Origin of the sequence: Streptomyces sp. NPDC093149, assembly GCF_044754145.1 — a bacterium.
Classification (GTDB): domain Bacteria; phylum Actinomycetota; class Actinomycetes; order Streptomycetales; family Streptomycetaceae; genus Streptomyces.
Genome location: NZ_JBIVON010000042.1, coordinates 1 through 26,040 on the forward strand (window position 1 = coordinate 1; position 26,040 = coordinate 26,040).

The following is a 26,040-nucleotide window of genomic DNA, read 5'->3' on the forward strand; positions in this document are numbered from 1 at the left end:
GCCGGATCCGCGAAAGCCTTCCTCGCCCACGTCCGGGACATGCGCATACAAGGAATCCGCACCTTCTTCTCGGTTGGATACGCGGTCACTGAGCCGGTCCGCCGCGCGATCAGGACCCTGCCCGAACAGGTCTGGCACCCCGCCCTGGACCAGGACGGGACGCTGTGTGCCGGCGCCGAAGTCGCCGAACTGACCGGCATGGTCGACCTTGCCGGCTATCCGGACGGCACCCGCATCATCGTCCGCCGCGAGCGACCGCACCCCGGAGCCCAACTGTCCCTGTTCGACAGGGACGAGGGCTTGCGGCACCAGGTCTTCATCACCGACACACCGTTCGCCTGCACCAGCTCCGCCCAGTTCCTGGAGGTCCGCCACCGCGGACACGCCACCGTCGAGGACCACATCCGGTGCGGCAAGACCACCGGGTTCGGCCGATTCCCCTCCCGCCACTTCCCAGTCAACGCCGTATGGCTCGAACTCAGCCTCGCGGCGATCGACCTCCTCGCCTGGACCCGCGTCCTTCTGCTGGACAGCGATCTGGCCACCGCCGAACCCAAGAAACTGCGCTACCGAATCCTGCACGTCGCCGCCCGGATCACCCACGGCGGCCGCCGCCTGCGCTTGCGGATATCGGCGACCTGGCCCTGGAGACATGAACTCACGGCCGCATTCCACCGCCTGGCCGCCCTGCCTCGCCCGCCACCTGAACGACCGCCCCCTGACCACCCACGACCCGAGGGACCTTGGAGAACCCGACCAGCGCGCCGGGTCGTCACCATGCCCACCGACCGGCACCACTCCCAACGCCCCCGCTCAGCCACCCAACAGCCTCAACTGAAACGGCGAGGCTAAGACGTCGCGCGGATAGGCGCGTTGGGGATACCCGGCAGGCAGGTGGGACGCGGCCTTGGTGATCATGGGGTGGTGACGTTCCGTGATTGCTGAGGGGTGTTTGTGCCTGTCCTGCCGTCCTGGCTGACCGAGCCGTTGTGGGAGCAGTTCGCGGCGTTGCTGCCCGAGCGGCCGGTCTACGATCCGGCTCATCCGCTGGGCTGTCACCGGCGGCGTATCAGTGACCGGGTCGTCTTCGACAAGTTGCTGCAGCTTCTGCGGTTCGGCTGTTCCTACCAGGCGATTGCCGACCCCACGTGTTCGGCCACCACGATCCGCACCCGCCGCGATGAGTGGATCCGGCTGGGTGTCTTTGCGCGGCTGAGGCAGCTCGCGCTTCAGGCGTACGACCGAATCGTGGGGCTGGTCCTGGACCAGGTCGCCGTCGACGGCTGCATCACCAAGGTCCCGGGCGGTGGTGAGGTCGCGGGGCGCTCGCCGGTTGACCGGGGCAAGCAGGGCCTGAAACGCTCCGGCATGGTGGACGGCTACGGCATCCCCCTGGGTCGTGTGCTGGCCGGGGCCAACCGCCACGACTCACCACTCCTGGCCCCGACCCTGGACCTCCTAAACGGACTTGGGCCTCTGCCTGGGCAGACCGTCGTCCACCTCGATGCCGGCTACGACAGCGACAACACCCGCACCCTGCTGGCCGGGCGCGGCCTGCACGGCCGCATCGCTCACAAGGGCGAGAAAGCCCCTGTCCAGGCGAGTCGGCGGTGGCATGTGGAGCGGACACATGCCTGGCAGAACGCCTTCCATCGCCTGGCCCGCTGCTTTGAGCGCCGTGCCGTGGTCGCCGACGCGTTCTTCGACCTCATCGACTCCATCATCACCGTCCGCAGTCTGATCCGCCGGGCATGGATCACCCACCGCTGGCACACCCGACCCCACCACCGCCCTTGAACCGCCGACGTTGGCACGCCCCTGGGGTGTCGGCCACGCGGCAGCCCCCGGGGGCGTACCGTGCGGGACGTAGTCAGCGGGGGGCCAACACGACAACTTCGCAGCACGGCGACGCTGATCACCGCTCGTGTTGCATTCCGACCATCCGGGTATGACGCAGATCACTGATGGGTTTTAGATCTCGAGGCGGCGTTGCCACCAGGGAAGGTATCGAGGGGCGAACGGGTCGTTGACGGTTCGGCTGAGAATTCGGGCATCGACGGGGATCAGCGCCGCGAACAGCTCTCGCCGTGCACGGGGCCGAAGGTTCCGAAGGGTGGTCTCGAGCAGAGTGCGGGCTGAGGCATCGGAATACTCGCAGCGCCATTCGTAAGGGCGTGCTGCTCGGTTTTCCCAGCGGAAGAACGCGCTTGCGACGTCCCCTTGGGTTAGCCGCCGTTCGCGCTCGAACCGGGCGATTTGCCTGTTAGCGGATGCGGACAGGCCTCGTATGACGGTCCGCTGTGCAAACCTTGTGTCCCGAGGCGGCAGCTGGGCTCTGATATCGCCCGGTGTCCGGCGAGGTATGAGGACTTCCTGAAACTGGAACGACTGAAGACGTGAAGGCTAGCGGCAAGGGTGTGTCGCGTTCAAGGGCCGCCGGCGGCCTCTTCGATCGCTGCGGGCTGGCTGCGGAGAGCCGGGACGGTCGCTGGAGGCTGATTCTGGCGGGTATGGCGGGGCCCGCTTCGACGGTCCGACCGGGGCCCACCTGCGGGACGGTTTCAGCTGGGCCCACCTCCACGCCGCCGGATTCGACGGTCCAAATGGGGCCTACCCTTGGTCGAGTGACTTTCACGGCAAAGCGATCTCGGGCGATATTGTTGGTGGGTAGCGTGGTGGTCCCGGGCCCTCTCGAGCTTTGCTCCCGACAGGTGTAGACCCGGGTGGACCCGGCGCCCTCCGGGGTCTCTGTGGTGGTCCGAGGTGTCTCAGACGATGTGCCCCCCGGGTCGTGACGGAAACGCTGCGCCTGCACACCTCGGTGCGGATGGTTACCCGCATCACCACGGCGGAGACCACGCTCGCTGGACTCCGCCTTCCCGCGGAGACCTCGATCGGCTACAGCCCCTGCCTCCTCCATCACCGTCCCGATCTGTACGAGGAACCGGAGTCCAGGACCAGCCCCACGATTCGGTCGTACGCCTGAAGCGCGAGCTGCCTCAGCCGCGCAAAGACACCCAGCCGGATCCACTCATCGCGGCGGGTGCGGATCGTGGTGGCCGAACACGTGGGGTCGGCAATCGCCTGGTAGGAACAGCCGAACCGCAGAAGCTGCAGCAACTTGTCGAAGACGACCCGGTCACTGATACGCCGCCGGTGACAGCCCAGCGGATGAGCCGGATCGTAGACCGGCCGCTCGGGCAGCAACGCCGCGAACTGCTCCCACAACGGCTCGGTCAGCCAGGACGGCAGGACAGGCACAAACACCCCTCAGCAATCACGGAACGTCACCACCCCATGATCACCAAGGCCGCGTCCCACCTGCCTGCCGGGTATCCCCAACGCGCCTATCCGCGCGACGTCTTAGGCCGCCGGCGTGGCCTCTGTGGAACTGATCGCACGCGGTGGATCACATGATCCGTGAACCCGCACATCGCGTAGATGACAAGAACGGATATTCCGAGGAGTCCAACAAGGCTCTGTGGGACGTCATACGCCGAACCGCTGAGAACAATCAATGCATGAGCCGACTCTGGAACCAGACGCTGACGGCCCCAGCCAGGGCAGTACCGATGCCGTAGCAGACACCGCGGAGCAGTTGACCGGCTGCCACACGGCGCCGGATGAGAATCCAGTGCACTAATCGCGCTCCGGGTCTGGAAGGGACGGGCTGGCAGGGTTCGGGTTCAGCGTTCACGAGTCGCTCCTTGAGAAGGGAAGGCATGGCGAGGCAGCCCATGCCGGGTGTTGCGGCAGGGGTCGGGCTTGGTGAGTGAAGGCCGACTTGGCCAAGGCTGGGGAGAGAACTGCCCGCTACCGCGCTGGCGCCCCTGCAGGGGATACCAGCGCGGGTCGGTGAGAGTCAGTGCCGGACGAGTGCTTCGGGCAGCTGGTCGTACGTGAGGAAGTTGCGCAGTTCGGGTTCCATCGGGACGCGGAGCGCGAAGTCCTTGTCGATGTGGTTGCCCCAGCGAACGGGCTGTGGAAGGTGCCTTTTGGTGTATCCGAGCAGGCGGGCGAAGGCGCGCCATACCCGGGCATCGGGCGGAGAGCCGACGGCGGCGTGGTGGGCGGCGAGCAGGTGGGCGGCGAGCGGGTCGCCGGCGCCGGCTGCGAATCCCCACCAGTACAGGGCGCTTTCGTGGTGATCGATGGAGTAGAGGAGGCACGCGAATGTGCGCGCTCCTGCCTGGTCGTAGTAGGTGTCGAAGGCGAGAAGCGTATCGATGTCGTTGGAGCACAGCACGGATTCGCACAGGCTCCGGACGTACGCCGGAACGGCCGACGGATGGGCGGCGGCGTCGGTCATCACGATGGGAGTGGGGCGCCGGCGCCGTTTTCTGTGAGGGCGCGGGCGCGTGGACAGGTGTCGCTGTGTGCTGAACGACGGCGGCGACGGCGCTGCCTGTTCAGGTTCGGCTTCGCTGTCTTGCTGGACGGGCGCCGTCGAGTCGGTCGCCCTGTGCACCCTCGGCGGGCGAGCAGCTTCCTGCGCGATGCGGACGGCGAGGCGGCGCATGAAGTCGTCTGTGTCGTGAGTGCCCAGCATGTCGTGGAGGACCTGCGCTTCGGCGCGCAGGGTTTCTTCAAGCATCAGGAATCCCCTTTCCCCGGTTCGGGGAGATCCATGAGATCGTGCAGTCCCTTCCGGTCCAGGTGAGTGTTGCCTTTGGCAGCGCCCTTCGTGATGTTGAGGTACTCGGCGATTTCGTCGTAGCTCATTTCTGAGAGGTAGTGGAGCCGGACGCAGTCGGCCTGCTTGGGTGCATGCTCTTGGAGTTCGGCCAGGGCTCGGTCGAGAGGTTCGTAGCCGCGCAGCGTGAGGATGTCGTCGACGTTGACGGTGTTGGCATAGGTCGTACTGTCCGTGCCGACAGGTACTTCGTGGTCGGCGTAACGGGCGCGGCGCCGATAGAAGTCCGTGATCTTCGCGTTGAGGATGGTGTAGGCGAGTGCGATCGGATTGGAGTGGGCCTCGATGCGGGGCCACTTACGGTGCATCTGTATTGCGGCGTCCATGAGCGCTTCGTCGGCGTCGTGCAGGTTGCGCAGTCGCCCAGCGGCGACACGCAGGAAGTCGTCTTTGTGTCGCGCGAAGAACGCCGCGAACGCTTTGTCCAGTTCGGCCGGCCGTGCTTCCTGTTCGGGTGTATCGGTCACGGTGGCGCCTCAAGCAGGAAGGTCGCGGCCACACTGGGCTGGCGGAGCCGGAAGTGCGGAACATTCCGGTGGGAGGTATGCCGTGGGCGGTGGGTTGCTGTGGTGCACACATCGGAGCGCGGCTCCGTGCGAGCCTGCGAGGCGATGCGGGCAGTGTGGCGTGCGGTGGCGCCGACGCCCGATTCGGTCAACCGGTAGACGCCGGGCAATGCCAGCGCGTACCAGGGCCTGAAGAGCCTCACGGACCCTCCTTCGTTCAAGTCGGTGACTGACGCGCTTCGTTGCGAGTCAGGAGGAGCACGTACGTTCTCACTCACTCCACCGATCCATGCTCCTGTTCGAGTTAACCGAGAGGTGCATGTTCTTCGCCGACCGTGACCACCGTGTCGTTTCTCAGTGCTCCGACCACGTGATTCATGTCACATTGATCGCGGATGCGTACGCCGGGATGCGCCACCCTTGGCCATACCCCGCGCCACCTGCATGGACACGACAGGACCCAGCTTCGCGAACGTGATCCTTGGCTCTCAAGTATTCAGGGAACCGATACCCCGCCCCCTGGCCACGGGGACAAGACTCAGCAGGGCTCAGGGGAACTCACGGGATGTCGCACAGACAGCGGAGCCACGGCAATGAAGTACGTCCGAGCCGCCCACCCCGAGCGCACAGCCACGCTCCCTCGCTGATCGTCTCCGCCTCCACAGACAGTCCAACGAGTCGATACTCGCGTGATGCGACGGGAAGACACCGCCAAACTCCCTTCATGGCCCTCGCCCAACAACTCGCACGCGTGAGCCTCCAGTACTTGGCCCAGTGCCGTGAGACCGCTGCGGATTCGCAGGAGAACGACCCCGGCTGGAACCCGCCGGCCGAGGACACCCTCGACCTCGGCTGGGCGATCTGGGGCCTGATCAAGTTCTTCCGCTGGGCCCACATCGATGCCGCGCACACGAACGCCCTTGAGCGGAGCATCACCGGCAACACCGGAGGTGACATCGGATTCGTCGATCACCCTGAGGTCTACGACAGCTTCGGTGCCCCTCCCGCCCTTCTGCCGCCGGAGCTCGTGACCGAGATCGCCCACGCGCTCAATGCCATTGACGTGCGCAAAGCCATCGCCCAGCTTCCGGAAGACAGCGCGGAAGCAGCCCGGGCATGCGGCTTTGAAGGATTCGACGGGGACCTCCCGGCATACCTCGGCCAGCACTTCGACGCACTACGGGACTTCTATCACTCCGCATCCCGCCGTCGCCTCGCGGTTGTGACCTGGGTTGATTGAGCAGCCTCGACCGGTACGCCACGACGCTCAACCCGCCTGAGATCCGCCCTGAACCAGCCATCGCCGCGCGGGTTCCCGGGTTTCCCCTTCCAGGAATCCGCGAACTCGCGCGCTTTCGACCCGGGCGACGCCCTTGTCCTGGCGAACATCCCCCGCACCGACATGCACGCCCACCGGCCCCTGCCTGACGACAGCGACCTGGCCCAGGCCGTTGCGGTCCTGGCCCGCGCACAGCAGGACGCGGTCTGGAATCGACAGCAGGTCGCCAACCAGCTGCGGTCCCTGCTACGGGAGTGCTTCCCGGCGATGATCGAGGCGTTCAAAGACAAGCCGGGAACCCTGACCCGCCCCGATGCCCGCCGCATCCTCGCCGTCGCGCCCACACCTGCCCTGGCCGCCAAGCTGCAGATGTGGAAGCTGACCGCCATGCTCAAGCGAGCCGGCCGCCGCCGCGGCATTGAAACTGACGCCGAACGAATCCAGCAGCTCTTCCGCCAGGAAGCCCCACGACAGCTGCTCCTCGTCGAAGACGCCATGGGCAAGCAGGCACAGGCCCTGCTGCTGCAGCTGGACGCGGCCTGCCAGGCGGTCGATGACCTGGCGCGGGCCACCGAGGAAGCCTTTCGGTCACACCCGGACGCGGCGATCATGCTGAGCTTCCCCGGGATCGGTCCCCAGGTCGGCGCCCGCATCCTGGGCGAGATCGGTGACGACAGGAGCCGGTTCGCCACGGCTGCAGGACTGAAGGCATACGCTGGCTCCGCCCCGGTCACGCGGGCTTCCGGCAAGCGCCGTTATGTCGGTCGCCGGTTCGTGAAGAACAACCGGCTCAACCACGTCGGCCACCTGTGGGCCTTCGCCTCCATCAGCGGTTCATCCGGCGCGGACGCCCACTACCGGCGCCGCCGGGCCGGAGGGGACTGGCACATGCAGGCTCTGCGGCACCTGTTCAACCGCATGCTGGGGCAGCTGCATCACTGCCTCCTCGCCCGCGTTCCTTTCGACGAAGCCATCGCTTTCCCTCCAGGGGCGGCGATGCTCCAGCCGGTCAGTTCATAGGGCTCAGGGCATGAAGGCAGTCGACACGCGAGCCAGGTCTTCCGGCGTAAGGGCGAAGCCATTGGACGGGTTCCGGTACGAGTACGCGCCGTCGTCCACGCGGACACCGTTCCTGCTGGTCCAGCGGGAGGCCCCTCCCGCACCTTGGCCCTCAACGAGAGCGGCAGCGAGTTCTTCGGGGGCCTCAATGGCAGTAAGGACGCTGAGAGCTGCCATCAGGCGGTGCTCTGCGTCGTCCGGGATGCTGTCGTCTCCGAGCGCGGGCAGCAGCAGCAGGAGGCGGCGGTGTGGATCGGCTGTGCTGCCACCGGGCAGCCCGTTGTCGACGGCGGAGAACAACTCGAGCCAGGACAGGGCGGGACCCATGAAGTGCCCGTCGACCTTGGCCAGCAACAGTGCCCGCTCCCAGCTGGGGTGATGCAGGAGGTAGTCGACACCAGGGTCGTCCTTCCACGCTCGGTAGACGACGTGGAGGAGGTGCCCGGCGGCCAGCGGGATGGTGAAGGCGGGCTACTCCGCCCGCTCCCGCAGCTCCCGGTGGAACACCTCGGCCGCCTCGTAGTCCGCACCGAAGAGCAGCTCTTCCGCGTCCTCGTCGTGCGCACACGAGTACAGGTGGCCAAGCCAGAAGAGAGGTTCCTGCAGCAGCTCTGGCTCGTGGACGAGAGGGTGACCGTCGTACCCGGGTATCTCCATCATGCCGATCATCATGCCGCCGACCTGGGTGCCCTTACACGATTGGCCCCGATGCTCCGGGGCCAGGGCGCGAAGCCTCGCGTGCGTCATCACGGCGATGCTGACTACGAAATCCCACGGTGCATCTTGACGGCTTATCTGCATGAGGTGTCTTTCCTCGCGATAGCCGAGGGAGAGGTCTATCCGTATTCCGGGGGCCAGCGGCCGCGCGGACCGGTACCTGTACCGGTATGGCGCGGGAGCGGATCCGGTGGACGGTCGTCGTGGATCGGGCTACGTGTTGGGAAGGCCGCGGAGCATGACGGCGTAGAGGGGGAGTCGGGGAAGGGTTGGCGTTCGCCGATCTTGTGGTAGCCCCATGTTTCGTAGAGGGCCTGGACGCGGGGATGTGTGGTGTCGACGAGACCCGGTCCTGGGGTGTCGACGTGCCCACGGCCGTGGCCGACGGCGGCTACGGGGACACCGCGGCCTTCCGGATCGGTCTGGAGACACGCGGGCTGCACTACGTGGTGGGCAGCTCGACCACCCTCACGGCACACCCGCACGACGCGACGCCGCACGTCCCGCCCCGCAGCGGCCGCGGGCGCCCGCCCAAGCCTGCATACCCCCAGGCGCCGAGGAGCGTGAAAGAGCTGGTCATCGCCGCAGAGAAAGCGGCCCGGCCGGTGCGGTGGCGGGAGGGCTCCCGCCCGGGGACCGGCCGCAGCGGGTTCAAGCGCATGTACTCGCGGTTCGTGGCCTCGCGGATCAGGCCTGCGGGACGCGAGATCCGCAAGGCCGTGGACGGCCCGGAACTGCCCGCGTGCTGGCTGCTGGCCGAATGGCTGGCCCGGGAGCCGGAACCGGTGCAGTTCTGGCTCTCCAACCTGCCCCAAGACACTCCGCTCACCACGCTCGTACGGCTGGCCAAGCTCCGCTGGCGCATCGAGCACGACTACCGTGAGATGAAACAGGCCCTGGGCCTGGCTCACTTCGAGGGCCGCACCTTCAACGGCTGGCACCACCACGTCACCCTCGTCTCCGCCGCCCACGCCTTCTGCACACTCCAGCGACTGGCCCAAACCCCAAAAGAAACGGCGCCGGCCTGAGCCTCTACCAGGTCGTCCGCGAGATGCAGTCACTCCTCGCAGTCTGGACCGGCGCCTGCCCCACCTGCCACCGCGACATACCCACGGCAATACCAACCTGACCAAGCACTACTAGGGCCTCGCTGAGGTTCGCGGAAAGATCGCCGAGCGGGTGTCGGCGCTGACTACGGTCCGGTCGTGCCGGTGGAGTTTCTGACTGATGAGCAGGCTGTTATCTGTACTTTTCAAGATCGCAACGTATCGTGGCGGTTGGCGCCGGCCAGGACTCGGCCCAGCGGAATGCCATAGCCATCCGTCATGCCCGAGCGTTTCATGCCCTGTTTGCCGCGGTCGACCGGTGAGCGTCCGGCGGCGTCGCCGCCTCCGGGAGCCTTGGTGATGGAGCCGTCGACGGCGATCTGATCGAGGATGAGGCCGACGATCCGGTCGTAGGACTCCAGTGCGATCTGTTTGAGCCGGGCGAAGATACCGAGCCGGATCGGGGGATCGCCGAGGTAAGCCCAAAAGGGGCCACGAGATGATCTTGATGCTCTGGTGAGTCACCGTACGGTCTGCGGCTGGGCCCTGGGGCTGGGGAGTTCGCCAGTCTGGAGGGCGGCGAAGTCGGCGTGGGCCGCCTCGACGGCTTCGGGGTACGCCTCGCGCTTGGCGTGCTCGGAGAGTGCCCGGTAGACGCTGGCGACGGACGGGCTCAGCCCTTTGCGCTTGCCTGTCGGGATGATCAGGTCGGGCTGGATCTGCTCGACGGACTCGCCGTTGGCCCTCCGCCGGAGCACGGTGTGGAGCATGTCGTCGGTGATGACCGGCGGCCGGCCGCCGTGCTTGCCCTTGCGGGCCGCGGTGTCGAGCCCCTCCAGCGTCGACTCCCGGATGTTCTCCCGCTCGGTCTCCGCCATCGCCGCGAAGAACGCGAACAGCAGCGGCGCGGCGCCGGTGGGGTCGTAGATGCCGGGCAGGGGCCCGGCGAGCATCTCCAGGACCAGGCCGTGGGCGGTGAGGTGGTCGGCGAGCGCGGTGAGTTCGGCGGCGTCGCGGCCGAGCCGCTTCATCTCGTAGACGGTGAAGATGACCCGACAGTGCGGTGCGTGAGCCTTGATCTCCCGCGTCGTACGCAGCGCCGCCTCGAACTGCGGGCGGACGCGCACTCGGGTGCTGATCTTCTCGCTGAAGATCTTGTCGCGGGGGATGCCGTGCGCGGTGAGCGCGTCGAGCTGGGAGCCGAGTTCCTGGCCGAGGGTCGAGCAGCGGGCGTAGCCGATGCGGATGTCCGCGCCCGGGGTGTCCGCGACGGCCGGAGCCGGGGGCGGGGTGCCGGGCCGCCAGGGCTTGCCGGGGTTGCGGTCCGCGGGGGTGGGGACCCGCAGTGCCTTCTTCAGGCGGGGCACTTGGGTGAAGCGGCGGGTGTGGTAGGCGGAGGCGACCGCGCCGCCGCGCGAGCGGCACGGCGAGCCGGGCTGTGCGTCGCACTTCGGACAGGCGTGCTGCTCGAGGTCGTCCGCGTCCGACCGGTCGGTCGGGGAGGGGTGCTGAGGGTCCGTCAGGGGCCCGAATTTTCGCACAATGCAACTCTCAGAAGGGGGTCCGTCCCCCTTTTGAGTGAGAACGGGTTCTGCAAACCCGAACCGGTCTCGACGGTCTCCGGCGGCCGTTCTTGATCTTGCTCGGGCAAAGGACCGTCTACGAGAATCACCGTGCGCAACGATCATCACTCAGAGCTACATATCACTTCGCCGCGGTGGTGCGAGCGTCGCTCGGTTCTCGCGTCGAGGGCGCTGCGCACGGCGTTGCAGATGTCGGATGTCAAGGACCCCCGCTTCAGGCTGACTGGCGTGCCAGAAGCCCATGATCACCGGCGTGGCGTTAACCGTCGTACCGCTGTGCCCCAAAGCCGATCTCACGTTCTGAGGGCGGCGTCCGTCTACGGGGTGAGAGAGGGGAGACGCGGATGAGTACTCGACACGTCGTGATCGAGACGTACCTTGGGCCGATCACGATCGTCGCCAAGGGCGAGACGATCAGCGGCCTGTACTTCCGGCACCATGTCCGCCGGCCCGCGCAGGAAGCGTTCGGTCCCGAGGTCGGCCCCGCGACGGACCCACTGCTGAACGAGGCGGTCCGCCAGTTGTGCGACTACCTGGCGGGGCGGCGCAGGGACTTCGACCTTCCGCTCGAAGCCGAGGGCGACGCGTTCCAGCATGCCGTCTGGGACATCGTGAAGAGCATCCAGTGCGGGGACACGACCACCTACGGCTGTATCGCCGAGCAGGTCGGAGGCAGCGGTCTCGCGCAGAAGGTCGGGCAGGCCGTGGGTGCGAACCCGCTGTGCATCTTCGTCCCGTGCCATCGCGTCGTCGGCTCCACCGGGGCCCTGACGGGGTACGCCGGCGGGCTGAAGCGCAAGCAGGCGCTGCTGGAGCTTGAGGAGCCGCCCGCAGGCGACGCCGGACGGTTGTTCTGACCGGGAATCTCACGTTTGCCGCCGCACGTACGTCTTCATTGGAATGGACATGAAACAACCGTTCGAAAGCGTGGTGGCGCAGCACGGCGCGACCGTGCTGCGCGTCTGCCGGGTCGTTCTCGGCCCGCATGATGCGGACGACGCGTGGTCGGAGACTTTCCTGGCCGCCATGCGCGCCTATCCCGATCTGCCGGAGACGGCGAACGTGGAGGCGTGGCTGGTGACGATCGCGCACCGCAAGGCGATCGACGTGCTGCGTGCCGCGAAGAGGAATCCCCTGCCGGTCGACGAGGTACCGGAGACGCCGGCGGGACAGCACGCTGCGGACGTTGAGGCCGCCGGTCTGTGGGCCGTGGTGAAGGAACTGCCCAGCAAGCAGCGCCAGGCCGTCGCCTACCGGTATGTGGCGGGGCTGGCGTACGCCGAGATCGCGGAGATCCTCGGCGGCACCGTCGAGGCGGCCCGAAGAGCCGCCGCGGACGGACTGAAGAATCTCAGGAAGCATTATCCGGGCGCGATCACGAAAGGAGCATCGTCGTGAGCGACATGCGCAACGATGACGACATGGCCGTCCTGCTGTCGGCACCCGTGGACGCCGGTACTCTCAGTCGCCTCCACCGTCGTCTGGAGCGGGCCGCGGAGCAAGCCGACCTGATCGATGTCGCTTACACGACCATCGACTCGCCCGTCGGCAAGCTGCTGCTCGCCGCCACCCCGAAGGGGCTGGTCCGCGTGGCGTACGACGGCGAGGACCACGACCGGGTCCTGGAAGCCCTCGGCCACAAGCTCAGCCCGCGGATCCTGCGCGCCCCTGGGCGGCTGGATGAGGCGGCTCGCGAGATCGACGAGTACTTCGCCCGCCGCCGCCGGGTCTTCGACGTGCCGCTGGACCTGTCCCTGTCGCACGGGTTCCGGCGCCTGGTGCAGACGCACCTGCCCGAGATCGAGTACGGCCAGACCCGCAGCTACCGCGACATGGCCGAGCTCGTCGGCAACCCCAAGGCCGTCCGGGCGGTGGGCACCGCCTGCGCGACCAACCCACTGCCGATCGTCGTCCCCTGCCACCGCGTGCTGCGCACCGACGGCACCCTCGGCGGCTACATCGGCGGACTTGAGGCAAAAACCACGCTGCTGGACCTGGAGGCCGCCGCATGAGCACCACGACAGCGACCAGGAGCAAGACGGACCGCTGGCACCGGCGTGTCGCGTCCGGCGACTGGAAGGCGATCACCGCGGAGGTCGACGAGTACGGCGGCGCGCTGCTGCCGCAGTTGCTGAGCGCGGAGGAGACCGCGGAGATCAGGGAGCTGTACGAGCGGGACGACCTGTTCCGCAGCACCGTCGACATGGGCCGCCACCGCTTCGGTGAGGGCCAGTACCGCTACTTCAACACGCCCTGCCCCGAACCCGTCGAACGGCTCAAGCAGGCGCTGTACCCGAGGCTGCTGCCCATCGCCCGCGACTGGTGGACCAGACTGGGCAGGCCCGCGCCGTGGCCCGACTCCCTCGACGCGTGGCTGCGGATGTGCCACGACGCCGGCCAGACGAAGTCCACGGCGATCCTGTTGCGTTACCGGGAGAAGGACTGGAACGCGCTGCACCGTGACCTGTACGGCGACCTCGTGTTCCCGCTGCAAGTAGTGATCAACCTCAACGAGCCCGGGGTAGATCACACGGGCGGCGAGTTCCTGCTCCTGGAGCAGCGCCCGCGCGCTCAGTCCCGGGGCACGTCCACGCTGCTGCCGCACGGTCACGGATACCTGTTCACCACCCGCGACCGGCCCGTCCGCTCCGCCCGCGGATGGTCCGCCGCACCGGTCCGTCACGGTGTGTCCGCCATCCGGTCCGGCGAACGCCACACCCTTGCCCTTGTCTTCCACGACGCCGCATGAGCGACACGATGGACACCTACGCCCTCCTGGGGGCCGACGGCCAGCCCTACCGGTCGTCGGCCAAGGGAAAGTGGGGCGGCCACCGGGGCTCGAAGATCTACGGACGGCTCGACTGTCCCGCCGCTCTGCGCGCCATCGCCTGCGGCGGCTACGTGAAGCACCGGGTCTTCTTCGCCGACGAGGCCACCGCCGTCGCCGCCGGGTTCCGGCCCTGCTGCGCCTGCTGCAAGGACCGCTACCAGCGATGGAAGACCGCCCGAGAGGAGGGCCGACCATGAACCCCCTGACCAGCCCCCTGCTGAAGAGGTCGGCGAGCCATGACACGGACCTGAGGGTCACGGCCGCCGAGGCCGAGGCCATCGTCCGGCTGGCTCGCGCCCGCCGCGCCCAGAGCGTCGCGATCGGCTCCGGCCGCACCCCGCACGCACGGGAGAGCGCACACCTGATCGAATCGGCCTGGGACCGAGCGGGAGGCGCAACCCTCGCCACGATCACCTGGCCCGAGACCGGGGCCTCCTGGCTGCGCCACGCGTCACGGTTCGCCGCCGCCAACCCCGACCTGTGGGTGATGACCGGCCCGCCGACCGGCTGGGCGCAGATGACCCGGCGGCTGCTGTGGTCGACACCGTGGCGCCCCGAACGCACCCTGGCCACCGCCGCGATCGGCGATCCGCGCACGCTCGCGCTCGTCGGCCTGATCAATCTGAACGGCCTGGCTGGCACGACCGCCCACGGCACCACCTGGCTCGTCGAGGACGACACCTTCCAGTACCCCGCCCGCACACAGGAGGGGCCATGACAGCGCTGTTCACTCCGCAGCTCCCCGAACGCGGCGCGCAGGAGATCACCCCGGGCGCCACCCACGTCCCGAACTGGCTGCCCCTGGAACAGCAGCAGTGGATCGCACACCGGTTCCACGAATGGGCACAAGGCCCCGTCCCCCTGCGCGCCGCGACGGTCCGAGGACACCAGATGTCCGTGCGCACCGTGTGCCTGGGCTGGCACTGGCAGCCGTACAAGTACACGCGAGACGCCGCCGACGTGAACGGAGCCCGTGTCCTTCCGTTCCCCGACTGGATGATCCGACTGGGCCGCCGTGCCCTTCAAGCCACCGGGCACGATGCGGCCACGATCGGCTCGTACACGCCCGACACCGCGCTGGTGAACCACTACGACACCAGTGCCCGCCTGGGGATGCACCAGGACAAGGACGAGGAGTCCCGTGCCCCGGTCGTGTCGCTGTCGATCGGCGACAGCTGCACGTGGCAAAACCCTATGAGGATCTGCTGCTGGCCTCCGGTGACCTCTTCGTCTTCGGCGGACCCGCCCGCCTCGCCTACCACGGTGTCCCCAAGGTGCATCAGGACACCGCCCCCGCAGGGTGCGGCATCAGCAGCGGCCGGATCAACATCACGATGCGCATGACAGGGCTCGACGGATAACCACATGACACAGGAAACCAGCCCCACCACCGCCGACCCCGGCGTCGTTGTCGGAACAGACGGGCTCGCCCGCCCCGCATGGGCAGCCGTCGACCCCCTGCTGCGCGACTACTACGACGGTGAATGGGGCATGCCGGTCACCGACGAACACGGCGTCTACGAGCGCGTCAGCCTCGAAGGGTTCCAGGCGGGCCTGTCCTGGGCGACGATCCTGCGCAAACGACCCGCGTTCCGCGAGGCGTTCAACGACTTCGATCCGGACGTGATCGCCGCCTACACCGAGAGCGACGTCGAACGGCTGATGGCCGACGTCGGCATCGTACGCAACCGGCAGAAGATCCAGGCGGCCGTCACCAACGCCCGCGCCACCATCAGACTGCGCCAGGACATGGGCCTGGCCCACTTGGTGTGGTCCTTCCGGCCCGAGACCACTCCGCGCCCCCGGACCTTCGCGGAGATTCCCACGAAGTCCGCCGAGTCCATCGCGCTGTCGAAGGAACTGCGACGCCGCGGCTTCGTCTTCGTCGGCCCGACCACCATGTACGCGCTCATGGAGGCGATCGGCATCGTCGACACCCACCTGCTGGACTCGTACCGGCGCGGCAGCTCCGGGATCTGGACCTCGTGACCCTGCTCCGTCTCTTCCCCCAGGGCCCCACCGACTGCGAGACCGCGCTGCGGACGCTAGTGCTGTGGCCGGAAAGGTTCACCGGCTCGCGGCGCCCGGTACGGCACCTCGCCGCGTTGTCGCATCACCCGAGTGCGTCCAGCACGAGGGCGATCCTCCGCCTTGCGACGCACCGCACCGGACGCCGCGAGCCTCCCGGCAAACCTTTCCGGCCACAGCACTAGCCGCCCACGCGATCCCGGGAGCCGAGGAAACGGATGTTCCGGGCCGCGTCCACACCCGGCTCCTGCACTACGCGGGAGCGCCCGTGCGGGTGACGGTGACCTTCGCCGAGGACCAGATCACCGTCGACCTGCCCGACGAGATCCCCGACCCCGCCGGCTTAGCGGTGCCGATCCGCCGCTGGCTGGACCTCGACTCCGACACCGCACGGATCGCCGACGCCCTCGCCACCGACCCGCTGATCCGCCCGCTGGTCGAGCACCGGCCCGGCATCCGGCTCATCGGATACCCCGACGAATTCGAAGCAATCATCGCGACGGTCGTCGGCCAGCAGGTCTCGCTCGCCGCGGCCCGCACCTTCATGGGCAGACTCGTCATCGCCTACGGGACGTCGGCAGCCGGGCTGAGGGCCCTGCCCGCACCACGGGAACTCGCGGCGATCCCCGATACCGAACTCCAGACGGCAGTCGGCCTCACGCGCGCACGCACCCGCACCCTGCGCACCGTCGCCCAGAGATGGGCGGACGGATTCACCCTCGCGCACCTCACCACCGACGAAGCACGCGGGGCCCTGCTCGAACTCCCCGGCATAGGCCCCTGGACCGCGGACTACCTCACCGTGCGCGCACTGCAGCACCCCGACACCTTCGTCCCCGGCGACCTGGTCGCCCGCAGAGCGCTCGGATCCGTCACCACCGACCAGGCCCGGTCCATCGCCGAGCGGTGGGCGCCATGGCGCTCCTACGCGCTCATGCACCTGTGGGCGGACGCCGCCTACACACCGCCCGGGAAGAAAAGAACGCGCGCCTGAAGCCAGATCCGGATCTCACACTTCCGAGTGAACCGACGTCTTCCTTGTGCCGGGAGGCAACCTTCCGGCGCCGCTGACCTCTAGTCAGCGCAGCGTGCCCGTGGCCGCCACGCGCCCGACGGCCACGGGCATCGCCGCAACAAGAAACGCGCAGAAGGAAGACGAATGGCCGACCGGCAGAGCAAGACATACGACCTCACCGCCTTCGACGCCCATGAATACGGGCCGCAGAAGCGACGCGCGACCGCTGCCGAATACTCCTTCCCGAACCTCTCGGAAGAAAGAGCCCGATCGGCCCAGCTCGGCAGTGCGGTCGGAGATCTACTCCAATCCGCCATGCTCTTCGGCAGAATCGACGTACTTCCTTTCACGATCCGCGACGAAAACCTCGTCGTCGTAGCGTGCCGTGCCAACCAACCGGTCGGCATTTCGGTCATCGACCCGACCGGCGACACCGCCCGCGACGTCGTGACATGGATGGAACCCACCCAGGAGGAATGGGTGGCGCACGTGCTAAAGATCGAACTCCTGCGCAACGCCCGCGCGGCGGGCATCGACCACGTGATCGTCCGAAACGGCACAACGGCGGAGACCATCTACGAGGCCCTCGGCCTGCACCCCGTCGAGACAACCGCCTGACCGAAGGCATCAAGTCCTCGCCCTGCGGCATTCGCCTCCGCCCCTCTCACCGCCGGCCCGCCCGCAGAGTCCTGCCGCGGCCGGCCCGCGAAGGCACCGCAGAGACCTCGCGGCCACCGTGAGGACCTATTCCGGCACGACCCCGCAGCCAGCGTTCCCTGGGCGGATCCGCACACCCTCACCGCTAGCTCCCCAGTTCGGCCTTATAAATCCTCGCCATCGATCTCACGTTTCGAATTCGACGAACGTCTTCGGAATGTCATCACGCCGCAGGCGAACCGATGACAACAACAGAAAGGACAAACCCATGTCGCTCGAAGAGAACAAGGCGATCGTCGGCCGCTGGTTCACCGAGTTCTGGGGCAACCCCTTCAACCCCGGAATCATCGACGAACTCGCCGCCCCGGACATCCGGTTCGAGTACTCACTGCACAAGCCCATGCGCGGCCGGGACGAGGTGCGCGCCTTCGCGACCAACTTCCGCACCGCGTTCCCGGACCTCAACTTCTGGGGCACCTCGGACCTCATCGCCGAAGGCGACTACGTCGTCGGGCAGTGGGAGGGCGGCGGCACCCACACCGGGCCGACCGTCTTCGACGACCTCCCCATCGGCTCCGCCCCCGCGGCATCCGGCAAGACACTCCGCTTCACCGGCAAGACGGTCCTCAAGGTCCAGAACGGCCTCATCGTCGAGGAACTCGGACTCGACGACGGCGTGAAGGTCCTCCAGCAGCTCGGCATCATCCCGACCGCCTGAACCCGACCGCCGGCATCCAGCAGCGAACCGGAGGGGGCCTGCCCTTGCAGGGCAGGCCCCCTCCGGCAGTTCCAAGACGCCGACCCGATCGTCGCCACCACCCCACGCAGCGGCCCGCAGGCGCACCTCACGGAGCCGCTCGCCGTATTGCGGGAGGCGGCCCGAACGGCGGGCGTGCCCTGACAGCTGCCGCTGACGGGGTGTAGCCATCATGGATCGCTATCAGCTGACCCTGACGATCGGGGCCCGGGCCATCATGCGCGGCTGGTGGCCCGACCTACCGACCGCCGAGCGGAAGTACCTGCGATGGATCGGCAAGCGCGGCAGCGTCAAGGGCGCCCGGGTCACCCTCGCCGACGAAGCGGCCGACGGGCGCCCGCTGAAGTCGTGGCCGCCGGCCTGACCCAGCCCGGCTGCCATACCGTTCGTAGGAACGAAACATCAAGAACGCCAAGGGTGCTGCGGTCGGATCAGTCGAGGTCGTTGCCGAGCTGTGTCAGCAGTGCGCGCTTGCACGCTCCCGGTCAGTCGACCAGGTCGACGAAGTCGGCGATGCTCGCGAATGCGCACGTCATCGCTCGCGGTTCGCTGTCGCGGACCGGCCTGGTCCCGCCAGACGGCGGCGCCGGGTACGGGCCGCCGCGATCGGGGCCGGTGTGTCGCCGGGCGCGGCTGCCGGCTCCGGGAATGCCGTTGCGCGGAAGTTTCAGTCGAGCAAGTCGTACTGTCCGGGCGTCCAGTCGGCAAAGAGAGTGAGCGCCGTCTCCTTCTCTGCCCGTTCGGGCGTGGTGCCAGTGGTCGGCCACCAGTTCTCCACATGGTGGGCGTCGACGAGGACGGATTCGCGGTACCCGACGAAGTCGCCGGGGTCTTCGGCGACTCCAATGTGAATGGGGGTGTCGTTGGGCAGGTCCTTGAGTGCTTCACGGAGCTGCGCGGCGTTCCATACCTGCGGGGCGTGGTCAAAGACGTCAGTCATGCGCACAGGGTGCCGGGCCGGGCGGTCTTGCTGGTGGAGACACGGCTGTACCCCGGGCCAGAGCGCTGATCCGGGGTACAGGGGGCTGGGGTGAAAGCTGATCACCGGTGGTGATGCAGGCCCAGCCGGTGGATACCGTACCGGGCGGCCGCGCGGACGGTCCGCGGGAGGGCCCAGCCTCTCGGGACAACGGTGTCGACTCCCGCCTACAGACGTGGCCAGGCGACGGCTTCCGCCCGGCCGGGCTCCTTCGGTACCGCAGCTGGCGACGAGCGGCCAGAGAGATCAGGCGGAGGGGAACCGGCGTCGGAACTGTCCAACTCGGGTCTGATGCGGGTGGCCGCTGGGAGTCGTGCAGCGTTTCCCGGCCGCCACCCCGCATTCGGGGCAGGCGATATCCGTCACTCGCCATGAAGCCGATGGCGCAGGCGTCGCTTCCCGGTTCGCCTGCGTTCTCCGCTTGCCCCGCCTCCTACTCCGAGCCGGGCGCTCATCAACCGACGCTTCCCGATTCGTTCGCGATTCCTGCGGGACCTGCCCAATGGTCAACTGAAGCCGCTCATCGTGAGGGAACGGCCTCCAGCTCCACCTTCCCTGCCCGCCGTCGGGACAGCTCGCGCATCGCGGCGGTCCGCCGCTCCACTGCCTGAGCGATGCCCGGGTCTACCTGGGAGGGCGGCGCGGCCTGGCGGTGCGCCTCGATCGCACGGCGGTAGCCGTCCGGCGGTGTCCGGCGCTCCACCGGTGCGGCGGGTGCAGCTGGCTGCGGGGGCGGGTCGACGGTCGCCGTGGCGGGGCCAACCTTCATGGGCGCGGGCTCCAGGAGGCCAAGGAACAGGGATGGCTCGGCGAGGTCGCCGCGATCGAGGCCAGCCTCGTCGCCGCCGAGCAAAAGCTCACCGCGATGCGCGACCTCGCGGCCAGGCACACCACCGTCCACCTCGGCATGCCCGACTTCCGCAGCAGTGCCGGACGTCTTGATGCCGAGCAGTGACAGTGGTGCCGCCTCGCATCAGTACCGTCGGTCCAAAGCCTCAACGAGGCTGCGGAGTTCGCGCGACCGGCGGCGGGACATCGCCAGCATCACCGCATCGAGGAACTCGCGGGCCTGCCACGGGTCACCGCAACATGCCCACTCCGTGCAGCCACCGCTCTCGTACTCCCACAACCGTCGATTCGGCTGGTGGACGAAGCTCCGCCAGCGCACCATCGCCGACCCGGTCGAGCCCGGCCACAAATACTTCTTGTCACGTTCGATCCGTCGAACCTCGGCGAGTGCTGCCGAGGAGAGGCCACGGATGGCCGTGATGTCGTCATGCGTCCGGCGCCGGCGCGGCAACTCGGCCCGGACGCGCCCAGGCCGCCTACGCGGCATGGGCCTTTCTGTTGATCGTCATGCTGGTCATCTTCCCATCTGCGGGCTCTACGCGACCAGCCCGGACTGACCCGCAGCCCTCCGCGCGGCTCGGATACCCTGCAGATCGCGCCTACAGATCTCCCTCGCGCCCAGCGACGGAAGGCGGTGTGACCTCGGTGATCACGGCCGTACCGACAGCCGGCCTGCCCTCGTGCATGGTAATCACGTCGCCAGGCCGGACATGGCGCCACTGTTCGGGGCTGAGTGGTGCCAAACGGACCGTCGCGCTTTCTCCCGGTGCCAGGCCGGGCGCACCCTCCACCCACAGTCGCGCAACGTTCACTGCCTGCCCGCCATCGGGCGCCCGGTTGCCGATGTCCCAGAGCGGCTGCAGCTGCCCCTGCCCGGAGAAGGCGGTCTGACGTCCGCCCTCCTCCGTGCTCAGCATGCTCAGCCTGGCCCGGAGGGCGCCGTGCTGCATCTCCCAGGCCCGCCACTCGCACCAGTCGGCGCTGTGCTCCAGCATCATCTGGCGGGCTGCGTCCTCGAGTAGCGACCAGAATCGCAAGGAAACCGGCTGCTCGTCCGCGATCTCCATCAGGAGGTCGAGGACGAGCTCCCACTCCTGGTGCCGTTGATAGTCGCGCACGTCGTCAACCGTCACACCGTTTTCGGCCCGGGCGCCGGGGAGTAGATCAGTCGCTCGCCGAAGGAGCGTGAAGGCATCGTCCATGAGGAGCATTTTCCAAGGCCCCAGCGATGTCCTCGTCGGGCACCCTTGCAAGAACCGGCTCGGCGACACGCCCGGAAGGCCGCCGATCCTCAAGGCCCGTTGCGGTTCTTGCTGAGGATGAGGTCGCCTTCGCCGGCCCGAGGGCTCTCGGGGTCGTACAGGTCAGGGCTGCAACACACTCTCACTCTCGCGTTGAAGCCCGATGTTGCACCCCCGTCGCACGCCCAGCCCCGCCGCGCACGGTCCTCGGGAGTGGGACACCGTGCAGCACGGCCACATCTGCCTCGCAGACGACGGAACCCCTTACCGCCCGGCCAGTCCCGCCCTGCAGTTGGCCGATCATCTCGCCGACAGAGCGACAACCTGCGGGGCAGGGCGATCAATGACAGCAGAGGCGAGGGGGCTTCCGTGGAATGGTCCGACGGCCACCACCCACTCCCCGAAGCACCTCCCTACCCCGGCTGACACCCCAGGCCCCGGTGGAGGGCGGCCGTACACCGGCCGCCCTCCACCCGCCAGACCCTCGGTGCGCAGGTCAGGAAGGGGAAGCGGCGCTGCTGTCACCGCCGTCGCCGCTGTCGTGGGTGCGGGGTGCGCGGTCGTCCAGGGTGATGGTGACGAGCGGGCCGTCGTCGAGGGAGAGGGACGCGAGGCTGTCGCTGATACGTTGGTAGACGGCGCTGGCGAGTTCCCGGTCGCCGTCGCCTTCGGTGGCGGTGCGCCGGAGGGTCGCCAGACTGATGAGGACGGCGATGAGGGACCGGCCCGAGATATCCGCCGCGATCCGGTTCTCGCTCTGGTCGGCGATGTGCGGAGGCATCCGGAAGTGCGGGTGCCGACCGGCCCAGCCGGACAGGAGCTCCCAGAGATCGCGGTGGCACACCAGGACAGCGGACGAGAGCCCCGCGGCCTGCTCCAGCACCTTGCTGTGGTCCGCATCGGCCAGGGGCCGCTCCCGCCCGTCGGCCTCCTCGTCATCCTGTGCGGGCGGGAGGCGTTCGGCGAGGTTGGCGACCTCCGTGCGAAGGGCGGCGATCTGCTGGCCCAGGTCCGCGACAGCGGAGGATGTGTCATCAGTCTCCGTACGGGGCGGTGCGGCGATCAGCGGCGCGAGTTCCTGTGCCAGCACCTCGCGTACGGCTTCGGCCACCTGGTCCCGCGTCAGGGGCGCTTCCTTCTCAGGCCCGGCCTCGTCTTCGGGCCTGGTTTCAGCCGCGGGCACGGCGGACTCGTCCGCGTCGCCTGCCGGGGCAGACTCTTCCGCGGTCGCCGGGGGAACGTCAGCAGTGGCGCTGTCCATCCGCTGCTCCGGTACCGCGTTCAGCAAGGGCGTTCCGGCGCGAACGGTGTCGGCGGCCGCCGTGTTGTGCCCGCTGTACTCTCCGGACGCGACCACGACCGGGACCGGTGCGGAGGCCGTAACGGTCTGCGACCTGTCGGCGAGGGCGGCCTGCATGCCTTCTACGAGCTGCCCCAGCCGCCGCAGTTCGTCAGCGGTGGCGTCGTCCCGGCCCGAGTACGACAGAGGCAGCAGGTCCTTCGTGTTCTGCAGGGCCTTGGTCATCGAGGAGATTTCCCTGGCGACGCGGGTGTGGGCCGCCTCGTTGTTCTTCTTCACCTCGTCGAGCCCCCGGTCGAGGCTCTCGCTCAGCGTGTTCCCGGTATGCAGCATCGCCTGGTGCAGCATGGTCAGGCCGCTGGAGACGTCCTCGCGCTCCCCGTTGCCACCCGCGTTGTCCCCATCCTTCTTACCGAAAATCACGCCACCCTCACTTTACGTAGGCATACAGATACATGGGTACTCTCCCGCGCGGCCGCCCCCCGTACAGCCGATTCCCCCACTCCAGGAGTGAATGGCCGGATCTTGCCAACGGCCTGATACTTACTGACGGCTCAGCGCCCGCCGGGCCGGAATAGGGGCAAGCCGCCGTCGCCTCCAGGAGCACACCAGGCCCTGACCTCACTGCGACACGTTCTGGTGTGCACCGACAACCCCGTCGCTTAGAGGCCGCGCGCATGGGCGGTGGCAGCTGCCCTGAGGGACGGAGACAGGGCAAGTTCACGTGGTCACGGACTGTTAACGCTCTGTGATCTTCTTAAGAGTCTCGTGCAACCGCATGGTGGGGGCGTTCGGCGGGGGTGGGTGCCGGTGGCGGGTGATTGAATGCGGGTCATATCTGATGATCTGCAGCGGGATGCCTTCATGACTCTTGTTCCCCCGTTCGGAGACGACACCCGTACTGGGCAATATCGCGTCAGCGGTGTCGACGACCACCCTCGGATAGCCTGGCGGGCTGCCACCACCACACCAGTGGACATCTCACCGCTGCTGATCGGGGACCACCTTGTTGCCCTGGACCGTACTGGAACGGTCACCTGCTGGAACGCCCGTACCGGTGAGCTACGTTGGTCCGTTTCCCGCGCTGGCCGGCCCCGGCGGTTGGACGGGGTGCCGGCAGCAGGTCTCGCGGCCTTCGGCGAGCTCCTCTTCGTCATGGACGAACCGCAGGCCGAACACCTGGTTGTCAGATCGTTGCGGACCGGCGAGATCCTGGACGGGCTGGGTCCCGTCCCGAACGGTTTTCCCACCGTCGTCAGCGAGGAACTGCTCATCCACGGTTTCCGGTCGCCCGACGAGGATGTTCTGCTGTCCTTGCCCGATCTGACCGAACGCTGGCGTGTCACGCTCGATCAGCGCCGGAACTGGACGCATCCCGCGGTGGACCGCGCCACTGGAATCGCGTACGGGGCCAGGCAGTTCGAGCCGCACCATGTGCACGGTGGTGTGGGTGCCTTCGATCTGGCAACGGGGAAGGCGGTCCTGATTGTTAACGAAGTCCCGGAGCAAGAGGAATGCCCGGAATGCGGTGAGGGCGCGTCGAGCGGAGTGATCAGCCAGCGCCATCCGGTTGTGGTTGATGGACTGGTCTGGGTAACCATGAGCGTCGCTGGTCACTGTGACACGGAAGGAGAGGCGCAAGCGATAATCGTCGGCGTCAATCCTGCAAATGGGCGGCTCGAGAAGACGTGGCGGTCGCCTCTGTCCAGTGACGCGTTCATCACTGGTACGGACGATTCTGTTACCGCCGCGAACGGCCGACTGTTCTTCCTCGATTACGACGAGGCTTCCTCCGCGAGCGTGTTGACTTCGGTGGGCATCACTTCCATGAGCACGCTGTGGAACCGGCCGTTGCCTGGCACGACAGTGGGACCGGCTGTCGTCGCGCAGGACACCGTCTACCTGGCTACCAGCACCGGGACGCTGACCGCCGTGGACGAAGCCACCGGCGACATCCGGTGGACATTGGAGACCGGCGAGTCAATCACCTGGCCGGACCTGGGCGACTGGGGGGAGGCCGGCGAGATCGATCCAGCCGTCATTCCCGCCGACCGCATGCTCTACCTGCGAACCAGTACAGGCATCCTCGCCGTCACGTCCGAATGACTCGTCCCCTGGCGATGGGTGCCTTCAGTTGACAGCGGGCCGAAGAATCGAGGTGGTGCGCGCCCATCGGGCCGGGTAGGGCCTACACGCCGACGGAGGCTCTCGGAGAGAAGCCGATCGTCTTGAGGGACCGTCGACACGATGCCGCGTCGACGACTGTCGCGCTCCTGCCCCGGCGCTGGGTCGTCGAACGCTCCCACGCCTGGGTCATGCACGCCCGTCGGCACGCGCGCGACTACGAACGGCTCATCCAGCACTCGGAATCGCTCATGCCGGATGACCACCCAGCCGCCTGACACAGGAGGCGCCCGAATCACCGGCCCGGGCCGGTCCAGAACTGGCGCGGTGCGAAACCCTCGCGCCGCAGCCAGTGCTCGGTATAGACGATCCGTTCGGCCTCGATCACGACAAGAGGCCCCGACGGTGGTTCATCGAGAGAACGCGAACGCTCGACGTGGTCGGACTGCCAGCGGACGGCTGACCAGTAGTGCTCGAAGTCGGGTTCGTCTTCGGACAGCGCGCGAGCCCGCCCAAAGACCTGAGCGCCTCGGCTGCTGGCCTGCCCGACCAGCGGGGCGAAGATCCCCACCGAAACCCGGGGGTCCGCAGCAAGGTTCCGCATCTTCGGCGAATTCGGGGCGGCGGTGAACATCACCGCGAAGTCGAGATGGAAGTAACGCACCGGCGTCGCCAGTGGCCCCTGCGGCCCTGCCGTCGCCAGCACGCACATGTTCTGCGACGACAGCAGGTTGAGTATCCGCTCCTCCAACCGCTCTCGATCGAGCCGCTTCTTCGGTGCAGGGCCGGCCAGCCACGGGTTAGTCACAGGCATGATCGAGTTTCCCACGGCTACGACTCGAATGCCCAGAGCCCGGTCGGCTACAGCCGCCAGCGACGCCGTCAAAACTCGATGTCGACGAAGCCAATCGGGCAACCGCACCAGCGAGGGCCAGCCGTCCCCCGTCGATCAGCCGACCTCACCACTCAAACCCTGTCGTTCGAATTCCGAGCTGGGCAAACACCCAAACCCCAGCCAATCTCATGTCATGCCCAGCTCAGAAACAGGCGCATGGGCTCCAGCCAGCCAGCTGCGGCCCGTGAGACCAGAACAAAATAGCCCTGGTCTTATAGACGGCGTGTGTGGCCTCCATTGATCTGGCCAATCTGATCGAGGAGGGCTGCGTTCAGCTGTGCCCGCGCAGCCCTGAGTCGCTCCAGAGCCTCCAGGACCTCACCGCGCACGGGTCCCTCCCACTGGGGACTTTGCAGGACAGCGGCACGGACTTCCCAGGTCGCCTCCCGCAAGCGGCCCAGGAGCTGGGAGCGGGCGACGAACGCTGATCCGTCCGCACCGTCTGGCCGCGCCCCGCCTGGGGCTGGGACCAGCGGAATGCC

At 67.8% G+C, this 26,040-nt stretch carries 27 protein-coding genes and 8 pseudogenes; 22 read left to right on the forward strand and 13 right to left on the reverse strand.

The window, feature by feature from the left end; all coding sequences use genetic code 11:
• The 3 genes and pseudogenes from ACIQCZ_RS40965 to ACIQCZ_RS40975 all read left to right on the forward strand — a co-directional run.
• Positions 1-699: pseudogene (locus ACIQCZ_RS40965) on the forward strand (transposase); the annotation flags it as partial.
• A 255-nt stretch (positions 700-954) separates the two neighbouring features.
• Positions 955-1,797: an IS5 family transposase gene (locus tag ACIQCZ_RS40970; RefSeq protein ID WP_402291130.1), complete on the forward strand. Its 843-nt coding sequence runs from the start codon at positions 955-957 to the stop codon at positions 1,795-1,797.
• 1,030 nt (positions 1,798-2,827) lie between these two features.
• A complete protein-coding gene (locus ACIQCZ_RS40975) occupies positions 2,828-2,986 on the forward strand; it encodes a hypothetical protein (RefSeq protein ID WP_402291167.1) in 159 nt (52 codons plus the stop codon).
• Here the strand turns inward: ACIQCZ_RS40975 and ACIQCZ_RS40980 are convergent.
• The 4 genes and pseudogenes from ACIQCZ_RS40980 to ACIQCZ_RS40995 all read right to left on the reverse strand — a co-directional run.
• Positions 2,950-3,261, reverse strand: a pseudogene (locus ACIQCZ_RS40980) (transposase); the annotation flags it as partial. The gene ACIQCZ_RS40975 and the pseudogene ACIQCZ_RS40980 overlap by 37 nt on opposite strands.
• A 601-nt stretch (positions 3,262-3,862) precedes the next feature.
• Positions 3,863-4,309, reverse strand: coding sequence for a hypothetical protein (locus tag ACIQCZ_RS40985; RefSeq protein WP_402291131.1), 447 nt, complete (start codon positions 4,307-4,309; stop codon positions 3,863-3,865).
• Positions 4,310-4,593: 284 nt separating this feature from the next.
• The gene (locus tag ACIQCZ_RS40990) at positions 4,594-5,160 is read right to left on the reverse strand and encodes an RNA polymerase sigma factor (RefSeq protein ID WP_402291133.1); all 567 of its coding nucleotides are present in this window, start codon (positions 5,158-5,160) and stop codon (positions 4,594-4,596) included.
• On the reverse strand, positions 5,157-5,402 hold the full coding sequence (locus ACIQCZ_RS40995; protein ID WP_402291135.1) for a hypothetical protein: 246 nt from the start codon (positions 5,400-5,402) through the stop codon (positions 5,157-5,159). Before ACIQCZ_RS40995 ends, ACIQCZ_RS40990 begins: the two co-directional genes overlap by 4 nt.
• A gap of 521 nt (positions 5,403-5,923) precedes the next feature.
• Here ACIQCZ_RS40995 and ACIQCZ_RS41000 point away from each other — a divergent pair.
• Positions 5,924-6,439 carry a DUF1877 family protein gene (locus tag ACIQCZ_RS41000; RefSeq protein WP_402291136.1) on the forward strand — a complete coding sequence of 172 codons (516 nt, stop codon included), beginning with the start codon at positions 5,924-5,926 and terminating at the stop codon, positions 6,437-6,439.
• 117 nt (positions 6,440-6,556) lie between these two features.
• Positions 6,557-7,498, forward strand: a pseudogene (locus tag ACIQCZ_RS41005) (transposase); the annotation flags it as partial.
• 3 nt (positions 7,499-7,501) lie between these two features.
• Here the strand turns inward: ACIQCZ_RS41005 and ACIQCZ_RS41010 are convergent.
• The 3 genes and pseudogenes from ACIQCZ_RS41010 to ACIQCZ_RS41020 all read right to left on the reverse strand — a co-directional run.
• Positions 7,502-7,891 carry a hypothetical protein gene (locus ACIQCZ_RS41010; RefSeq protein ID WP_402291138.1) on the reverse strand — a complete coding sequence of 130 codons (390 nt, stop codon included), beginning with the start codon at positions 7,889-7,891 and terminating at the stop codon, positions 7,502-7,504.
• A gap of 117 nt (positions 7,892-8,008) precedes the next feature.
• Positions 8,009-8,197 carry a hypothetical protein gene (locus ACIQCZ_RS41015; RefSeq protein ID WP_402291139.1) on the reverse strand — a complete coding sequence of 63 codons (189 nt, stop codon included), beginning with the start codon at positions 8,195-8,197 and terminating at the stop codon, positions 8,009-8,011.
• 270 nt (positions 8,198-8,467) lie between these two features.
• Positions 8,468-8,598, reverse strand: a pseudogene (locus ACIQCZ_RS41020) (GNAT family N-acetyltransferase); the annotation flags it as partial.
• Between ACIQCZ_RS41020 and ACIQCZ_RS41025 the strand changes: the two are divergent.
• Positions 8,590-9,282, forward strand: a pseudogene (locus ACIQCZ_RS41025) (IS701 family transposase); the annotation flags it as partial. The pseudogenes ACIQCZ_RS41020 and ACIQCZ_RS41025 overlap by 9 nt on opposite strands.
• Before the next feature lie 236 nt (positions 9,283-9,518).
• Here the strand turns inward: ACIQCZ_RS41025 and ACIQCZ_RS41030 are convergent.
• Positions 9,519-9,770: pseudogene (locus tag ACIQCZ_RS41030) on the reverse strand (IS5/IS1182 family transposase); the annotation flags it as partial.
• A 51-nt stretch (positions 9,771-9,821) separates the two neighbouring features.
• Positions 9,822-10,841, reverse strand: a complete 1,020-nt coding sequence (locus ACIQCZ_RS41035) for a recombinase family protein (protein ID WP_402291140.1) — start codon at positions 10,839-10,841, stop codon at positions 9,822-9,824.
• A gap of 386 nt (positions 10,842-11,227) precedes the next feature.
• On the opposite strand from ACIQCZ_RS41035, the gene ACIQCZ_RS41040 reads away from it, so the two are divergent.
• The 12 genes and pseudogenes from ACIQCZ_RS41040 to ACIQCZ_RS41095 all read left to right on the forward strand — a co-directional run bounded on the left by ACIQCZ_RS41040 (position 11,228) and on the right by ACIQCZ_RS41095 (position 18,534).
• Positions 11,228-11,740: a methylated-DNA--[protein]-cysteine S-methyltransferase gene (locus tag ACIQCZ_RS41040; RefSeq protein WP_402291141.1), complete on the forward strand. Its 513-nt coding sequence runs from the start codon at positions 11,228-11,230 to the stop codon at positions 11,738-11,740.
• 49 nt (positions 11,741-11,789) lie between these two features.
• A complete protein-coding gene (locus ACIQCZ_RS41045) occupies positions 11,790-12,281 on the forward strand; it encodes an RNA polymerase sigma factor (protein ID WP_402291143.1) in 492 nt (163 codons plus the stop codon).
• A gap of 5 nt (positions 12,282-12,286) precedes the next feature.
• The gene (locus ACIQCZ_RS41050) at positions 12,287-12,895 is read left to right on the forward strand and encodes a methylated-DNA--[protein]-cysteine S-methyltransferase (protein WP_402291169.1); all 609 of its coding nucleotides are present in this window, start codon (positions 12,287-12,289) and stop codon (positions 12,893-12,895) included.
• Complete coding sequence (locus ACIQCZ_RS41055; protein WP_402291144.1) at positions 12,892-13,632, forward strand: 2OG-Fe(II) oxygenase; 741 nt, start codon at positions 12,892-12,894, stop codon at positions 13,630-13,632. The genes ACIQCZ_RS41050 and ACIQCZ_RS41055 overlap by 4 nt, the downstream gene beginning before the upstream one ends.
• On the forward strand, positions 13,629-13,910 hold the full coding sequence (locus ACIQCZ_RS41060; protein ID WP_402291146.1) for an Ada metal-binding domain-containing protein: 282 nt from the start codon (positions 13,629-13,631) through the stop codon (positions 13,908-13,910). The genes ACIQCZ_RS41055 and ACIQCZ_RS41060 overlap by 4 nt, the downstream gene beginning before the upstream one ends.
• On the forward strand, positions 13,907-14,431 hold the full coding sequence (locus ACIQCZ_RS41065; protein ID WP_402291147.1) for a hypothetical protein: 525 nt from the start codon (positions 13,907-13,909) through the stop codon (positions 14,429-14,431). The genes ACIQCZ_RS41060 and ACIQCZ_RS41065 overlap by 4 nt, the downstream gene beginning before the upstream one ends.
• Positions 14,428-15,074 (forward strand): annotated as a pseudogene (locus ACIQCZ_RS41070) (alpha-ketoglutarate-dependent dioxygenase AlkB family protein). The gene ACIQCZ_RS41065 and the pseudogene ACIQCZ_RS41070 overlap by 4 nt, the downstream one beginning before the upstream one ends.
• Positions 15,075-15,078: 4 nt before the next feature.
• Positions 15,079-15,702 carry a DNA-3-methyladenine glycosylase I gene (locus ACIQCZ_RS41075; protein ID WP_402291149.1) on the forward strand — a complete coding sequence of 208 codons (624 nt, stop codon included), beginning with the start codon at positions 15,079-15,081 and terminating at the stop codon, positions 15,700-15,702.
• A gap of 64 nt (positions 15,703-15,766) precedes the next feature.
• Positions 15,767-16,735 (forward strand): DNA-3-methyladenine glycosylase family protein, encoded by a 969-nt coding sequence (locus ACIQCZ_RS41080; protein WP_402291150.1) that lies wholly within the window; start codon positions 15,767-15,769, stop codon positions 16,733-16,735.
• Positions 16,736-16,900: 165 nt separating this feature from the next.
• Positions 16,901-17,374 carry a hypothetical protein gene (locus ACIQCZ_RS41085; protein ID WP_402291152.1) on the forward strand — a complete coding sequence of 158 codons (474 nt, stop codon included), beginning with the start codon at positions 16,901-16,903 and terminating at the stop codon, positions 17,372-17,374.
• Between the two features lie 307 nt (positions 17,375-17,681).
• On the forward strand, positions 17,682-18,131 hold the full coding sequence (locus tag ACIQCZ_RS41090) for an ester cyclase (protein ID WP_402291154.1): 450 nt from the start codon (positions 17,682-17,684) through the stop codon (positions 18,129-18,131).
• A 211-nt stretch (positions 18,132-18,342) separates the two neighbouring features.
• A complete protein-coding gene (locus ACIQCZ_RS41095) occupies positions 18,343-18,534 on the forward strand; it encodes a hypothetical protein (RefSeq protein ID WP_402291156.1) in 192 nt (63 codons plus the stop codon).
• Positions 18,535-18,837: 303 nt separating this feature from the next.
• Here ACIQCZ_RS41095 and ACIQCZ_RS41100 read toward each other — a convergent pair whose 3' ends face one another.
• On the reverse strand, positions 18,838-19,110 hold the full coding sequence (locus ACIQCZ_RS41100; RefSeq protein WP_402291158.1) for a DUF6225 family protein: 273 nt from the start codon (positions 19,108-19,110) through the stop codon (positions 18,838-18,840).
• Positions 19,111-19,801: 691 nt separating this feature from the next.
• On the opposite strand from ACIQCZ_RS41100, the gene ACIQCZ_RS41105 reads away from it, so the two are divergent.
• The gene (locus ACIQCZ_RS41105) at positions 19,802-20,104 is read left to right on the forward strand and encodes a hypothetical protein (RefSeq protein ID WP_402291159.1); all 303 of its coding nucleotides are present in this window, start codon (positions 19,802-19,804) and stop codon (positions 20,102-20,104) included.
• Positions 20,105-20,597: 493 nt separating this feature from the next.
• Here the strand turns inward: ACIQCZ_RS41105 and ACIQCZ_RS41110 are convergent, their stop codons facing one another.
• Positions 20,598-21,200, reverse strand: coding sequence for a hypothetical protein (locus ACIQCZ_RS41110; protein ID WP_402291161.1), 603 nt, complete (start codon positions 21,198-21,200; stop codon positions 20,598-20,600).
• 535 nt (positions 21,201-21,735) lie between these two features.
• The gene (locus ACIQCZ_RS41115) at positions 21,736-22,962 is read right to left on the reverse strand and encodes a hypothetical protein (RefSeq protein WP_402291163.1); all 1,227 of its coding nucleotides are present in this window, start codon (positions 22,960-22,962) and stop codon (positions 21,736-21,738) included.
• Positions 22,963-23,403: 441 nt separating this feature from the next.
• Here ACIQCZ_RS41115 and ACIQCZ_RS41120 point away from each other — a divergent pair, with 441 nt between their 5' ends.
• Positions 23,404-24,645, forward strand: a complete 1,242-nt coding sequence (locus ACIQCZ_RS41120) for a PQQ-binding-like beta-propeller repeat protein (RefSeq protein WP_402291164.1) — start codon at positions 23,404-23,406, stop codon at positions 24,643-24,645.
• Positions 24,646-24,710: 65 nt separating this feature from the next.
• A pseudogene (locus ACIQCZ_RS41125) lies at positions 24,711-24,917 on the forward strand (transposase); the annotation flags it as partial.
• A gap of 41 nt (positions 24,918-24,958) precedes the next feature.
• Here the strand turns inward: ACIQCZ_RS41125 and ACIQCZ_RS41130 are convergent.
• Positions 24,959-25,477 (reverse strand): pyridoxamine 5'-phosphate oxidase family protein, encoded by a 519-nt coding sequence (locus ACIQCZ_RS41130; protein WP_402291171.1) that lies wholly within the window; start codon positions 25,475-25,477, stop codon positions 24,959-24,961.
• 308 nt (positions 25,478-25,785) lie between these two features.
• Here ACIQCZ_RS41130 and ACIQCZ_RS41135 point away from each other — a divergent pair, with 308 nt between their 5' ends.
• On the forward strand, positions 25,786-25,986 hold the full coding sequence (locus ACIQCZ_RS41135; protein ID WP_402291166.1) for a hypothetical protein: 201 nt from the start codon (positions 25,786-25,788) through the stop codon (positions 25,984-25,986).
• Positions 25,987-26,040: the final 54 nt, after the last annotated feature.

Excerpts from the sequence above, each read along its gene's own strand:
- ACIQCZ_RS41015 (WP_402291139.1), bottom strand. The coding sequence starts at position 8,197 with ATGATGGAGATACCCGGGTACGACGGTCACCCTCTCGTCCACGAGCCA.
- ACIQCZ_RS41060 (WP_402291146.1), top strand. The coding sequence starts at position 13,629 with ATGAGCGACACGATGGACACCTACGCCCTCCTGGGGGCCGACGGCCAG.
- ACIQCZ_RS40975 (WP_402291167.1), top strand. The coding sequence starts at position 2,828 with ATGGTTACCCGCATCACCACGGCGGAGACCACGCTCGCTGGACTCCGC.
- ACIQCZ_RS41055 (WP_402291144.1), top strand. The coding sequence starts at position 12,892 with ATGAGCACCACGACAGCGACCAGGAGCAAGACGGACCGCTGGCACCGG.
- ACIQCZ_RS41095 (WP_402291156.1), top strand. The coding sequence starts at position 18,343 with ATGGATCGCTATCAGCTGACCCTGACGATCGGGGCCCGGGCCATCATG.
- ACIQCZ_RS41000 (WP_402291136.1), top strand. The coding sequence starts at position 5,924 with ATGGCCCTCGCCCAACAACTCGCACGCGTGAGCCTCCAGTACTTGGCC.
- ACIQCZ_RS41120 (WP_402291164.1), top strand. The coding sequence starts at position 23,404 with ATGACTCTTGTTCCCCCGTTCGGAGACGACACCCGTACTGGGCAATAT.
- ACIQCZ_RS41090 (WP_402291154.1), top strand. The coding sequence starts at position 17,682 with ATGTCGCTCGAAGAGAACAAGGCGATCGTCGGCCGCTGGTTCACCGAG.
- ACIQCZ_RS41040 (WP_402291141.1), top strand. The coding sequence starts at position 11,228 with ATGAGTACTCGACACGTCGTGATCGAGACGTACCTTGGGCCGATCACG.
- ACIQCZ_RS41085 (WP_402291152.1), top strand. The coding sequence starts at position 16,901 with ATGGCCGACCGGCAGAGCAAGACATACGACCTCACCGCCTTCGACGCC.
- ACIQCZ_RS41045 (WP_402291143.1), top strand. The coding sequence starts at position 11,790 with ATGAAACAACCGTTCGAAAGCGTGGTGGCGCAGCACGGCGCGACCGTG.
- ACIQCZ_RS41110 (WP_402291161.1), bottom strand. The coding sequence starts at position 21,200 with ATGGACGATGCCTTCACGCTCCTTCGGCGAGCGACTGATCTACTCCCC.
- ACIQCZ_RS41065 (WP_402291147.1), top strand. The coding sequence starts at position 13,907 with ATGAACCCCCTGACCAGCCCCCTGCTGAAGAGGTCGGCGAGCCATGAC.
- ACIQCZ_RS41130 (WP_402291171.1), bottom strand. The coding sequence starts at position 25,477 with ATGCCTGTGACTAACCCGTGGCTGGCCGGCCCTGCACCGAAGAAGCGG.
- ACIQCZ_RS41100 (WP_402291158.1), bottom strand. The coding sequence starts at position 19,110 with ATGACTGACGTCTTTGACCACGCCCCGCAGGTATGGAACGCCGCGCAG.
- ACIQCZ_RS40985 (WP_402291131.1), bottom strand. The coding sequence starts at position 4,309 with ATGACCGACGCCGCCGCCCATCCGTCGGCCGTTCCGGCGTACGTCCGG.
- ACIQCZ_RS41050 (WP_402291169.1), top strand. The coding sequence starts at position 12,287 with ATGCGCAACGATGACGACATGGCCGTCCTGCTGTCGGCACCCGTGGAC.
- ACIQCZ_RS41075 (WP_402291149.1), top strand. The coding sequence starts at position 15,079 with ATGACACAGGAAACCAGCCCCACCACCGCCGACCCCGGCGTCGTTGTC.